The organism is Streptomyces griseoflavus (assembly GCF_014649995.1).
In the GTDB taxonomy this organism is placed as follows: Bacteria; Actinomycetota; Actinomycetes; order Streptomycetales; family Streptomycetaceae; genus Streptomyces; species Streptomyces griseoflavus.
In genome coordinates, this window is record NZ_BMUC01000039.1 from 1 (window position 1) to 3,796 (window position 3,796).

Genomic DNA, 3,796 nt, shown 5'->3' on the forward strand with positions numbered 1-3,796 from the left:
CCTACAGCATCGAAGAAGCCTCAACCGACGCCCTCACCACCGGCACCCTCCGCCGCAACGAAGGCACCCTCACCCGCTTCCTCACCTCAGCAGCACACCTACACACCCACGGCCGGCCCATCAACTGGCCCACCCCGCGCACCAACCGCGTCACCGGCCTCCCGACCTACCCGTTCCAGCACGAGCGGTACTGGATCAACCCGACCACGACCGGTTCCCCGGACACCGCCGACACCCGCTTCTGGGAGGCGGTCGAGAACGAGGACTGGGAGTCGCTCGGCCGCACGCTCTCGGTGGAGGACGATGCCCCGCTGAGTACGGTGCTCGCGGCGCTGGCGTCCTGGCGGAAGAGCCTGGATCGTGTGTCGACGGTGGACAACTGGCGCTACCGGGCGGCATGGAGGGCGATCGCCGATCCGCAGGCCGGACCGGTCGGTACCTGGCTGGTCGTGGTTCCCGTCGGCCAGGAGGACGACGCGCTGGTGGGTGCTGTCACCCGCGCTGTACGGGGGCGGCAGGTCGTGCTGGACCCGTCCGAGGCGGACCGCGCGCGCTACGCCGAGCAAGTCTCCGACGCTTTGGGCTCGGGTGATGACAACGCTGCCGTGACCGGCGTGCTGTCCCTTCTCGCGCTGGGCGGCGACGACGTGGCCCCGGCGGCGCCGGCGCTCGCTCTCTTCCAGGCGCTGGGGGACGCCGGTGTGCAGGCCCCCCTCTGGTGTGTCACCCAGGGCGCGGTCAGCACGGGCAGCTCCGATCCGCTCACCCGGCCCGCCCAGGCGCAGGTCTGGGGCCTGGGCCGGGTCGCCGCGCTGGAGCACCCCGACCGCTGGGGTGGGCTCGTCGACCTGCCCGAACAGCTCGACGAGCGCGGCGCCGCACACCTGCGTGCCGTACTGGCCACTCCGTCCGGCGGTGAGGACCAGGTGGCCATCCGCGCGGCCGGTGTCCTCGCGCGCCGACTGACCCGGGCGGCAGCCGGCAGCGGTAGGGCCTGGCAGCCGCGCGGCACCGTCCTGATCACCGGCGGTACCGGCGCACTCGGCGCACACGTGGCGCGCTGGGCTGCCCAGAACGGCGCCGAGCACCTCGTCCTCGTCAGCCGGCGCGGCGGCGAGGCCCCCGGGGTCACCGCCCTGCACGACGACCTCACCGCGCTGGGCGTCACCGTGACCCTCACCGCCTGCGACGTCACCGATCCGGACGCCGTACGTGCTCTCGTCTCCGCGCACCCCGGCCTGACCGCCGTGGTCCACACCGCGGGTGTCCTCGACGACGCGGTGCTCGACCGGCTCACCACCGAGCGCCTCGACGACGTCCTGCGTCCGAAGGCCACCGCCGCCGCGCTTCTCGACCGGTGCACCCGTCACCTCGACCTCGACGCGTTCGTCCTGTTCTCGTCGGTGGTCGGCACGCTGGGCCGGGCCGGGCAGGGGAACTTCGGTGCTGCCAACGCCCACTTGGACGCGCTCGCCGAGCAGCGGCACGCGCTCGGACTGCCCGCCACCTCCGTGGCATGGGGCCCCTGGGACGCGGACGGCATGGCGGCAGGCGAGGTCGCCGAGCAACTGCGGCGGCGCGGGCTGCCGGCCCTGGTGCCCGACCTGGCGCTCACCGCGCTGGGAGAGGCCGTCGGGCGCGGTGAGGCGACGGTGACCGTCGCCGACATCGACTGGGCGCGGTTCGTGCCGGCGTACACCGCCGCCCGTCCCAGCGCGCTGATCTCCGACCTGGCGGACGTACGGGAGCTGCGGGCCGAGTCCGGCGCCCAGCGAGTCGGCGACGACGCCACGTGGACAGCGCAGAATCTGTCGGGCCTCTCCGACGCCGAGGCCGAGCGGCTGCTGCTGGACCTGGTGCGGACGCAGGCGGCCGCCGTGCTCGGGCACGCCTCCGCGGACGCGGTGAACGCCTCGCACGCGTTCAAGGACATCGGTGTCGACTCGCTGACCGCGGTCGAGCTGCGCAACCGGCTCGTCGCCGTCACCGGCCTGAAGCTGCCGCCGACGCTGGTGTTCAACCATCCGACGCCGCAGGCGCTGGCCCGCTTCCTGCACACGCAGGCGACCGGCACGCCGGAGTCCGCCTCCGTGCGCCCTGTGCCGGTCCCGGTGGGTGCCGCGGCCGAGGACGACCCGATCGCGATCGTGTCCATGGCCTGCCGCTATCCCGGCGGGGTGCGCTCGCCGGAGGACCTCTGGCAGCTGCTCACCGACGGCCGGGACGCGGTGTCCGTGTTCCCCCCGGACCGCGGCTGGGACATCGACGCGCTCTACCACCCCGACCCGGAGCGCGCGGGCACGTCGTACGTCCGCGAGGGCGGATTCCTGCACGACGCCGCCGAGTTCGACGCCGAGTTCTTCGGGATCTCGCCGCGTGAGGCGCAGGCGATGGACCCGCAGCAGCGCCTTCTGCTGGAGACGTCCTGGGAGGTGTTCGAGCGGGCCGGGATGGATCCGCGGTCGGTGGCCGGCAGCCAGGCGGGTGTCTTCGTCGGTGTGGCGTCGCAGGACGAGTACGGGCCGCGCATGAGCGAGGCACCCGAAGGGTTCGAGGGGTACCTGCTCACCGGCACCGCGGCGAGCGTGATCTCCGGCCGGGTGGCGTACACCCTCGGTCTGGAGGGCCCGGCCGTCACGGTCGACACGGCCTGCTCGTCCTCGCTGGTCGCCCTGCACATGGCCGTCCAGGCGCTGCGCGACGGCGAGTGCACGCTCGCGCTCGCGGGCGGCGTCACCGTGATGGCCTCGCCGGGGACGTTCGTGGAGTTCAGCCGGCAGCGGGGGCTCGCTCCCGACGGCCGCAGCAAGTCGTTCTCCGCGGCGGCCGACGGCACCAGCTGGGGCGAGGGCGCCGGTGTCCTGCTCCTGGAGCGGCTGTCGGACGCCCGGCGCAACGGGCATCCGGTCCTGGGCCTGGTGCGCGGTACGGCGGTCAACCAGGACGGCGCCAGCAACGGCCTCACCGCCCCCAACGGCCCCTCGCAGGAGCGGGTCATCCGCCAGGCGCTCGGCCGGGCCCGGCTGACCGCCGCCGAGGTCGACGCCGTCGAGGCGCACGGCACCGGCACCCGGCTCGGCGACCCGATCGAGGCGCAGGCGCTGATCGCCACGTACGGGCAGGACCGGCCGGACGGACAGCCGCTGCTGCTCGGCTCCCTGAAGTCGAACATCGGGCACACGCAGGCCGCGGCGGGCGTGGGCGGAGTCATCAAGATGGTGATGGCGATGCGCCACGGTGTGCTGCCGAGGACGCTGCACGTGGACGAGCCGACGGCGCACGTCGACTGGTCCGCCGGTGCGGTGACGCTGCTGCGGGACGCGATCGAGTGGCCGGAGACCGGACGGCCCCGCCGAGCCGGTGTGTCGTCGTTCGGTGTGAGCGGCACCAACGCCCACGCGATCATCGAGCAGTTCGAGGAGGAGCCGGCCGTCGTCGGCACGTCCGACGCCGTGTCGGGGCCACTGCCGTGGGTCCTCTCCGGCCAGGGCACGGACGCCCTGCGGGCGCAGGCCGAGCGGCTGCGGTCGTTCGTCGCGGCTCGGCCCGAACTCCCCACGGCCGACCTGGCGTTCTCGCTCGGCACCACGCGGGCCGCGCTGGACGACCGGGCCGCCGTGGTCGCGGAGGACCGGTCCGACTTCCTCGACGCGCTGGACGCGCTCGCGCGCGGCGAGGCGGACAGCCGGGTCCTGACCGGGTCCGTGGACCCTGCGCAGGGGCGGTTGGCGTTCCTGTTCTCGGGGCAGGGCAGCCAGCGGGCCGGGATGGGACGCGAACTGTACGAGGCCTTCCC

General features: G+C 74.2%; 1 protein-coding gene. It reads left to right on the forward strand.

The annotated features are described in order from the left end of the window. On the forward strand, nucleotides 1-3,796 hold a 3,796-nt coding region (locus IE172_RS34110; protein ID WP_229886744.1), incomplete at both ends, for an SDR family NAD(P)-dependent oxidoreductase.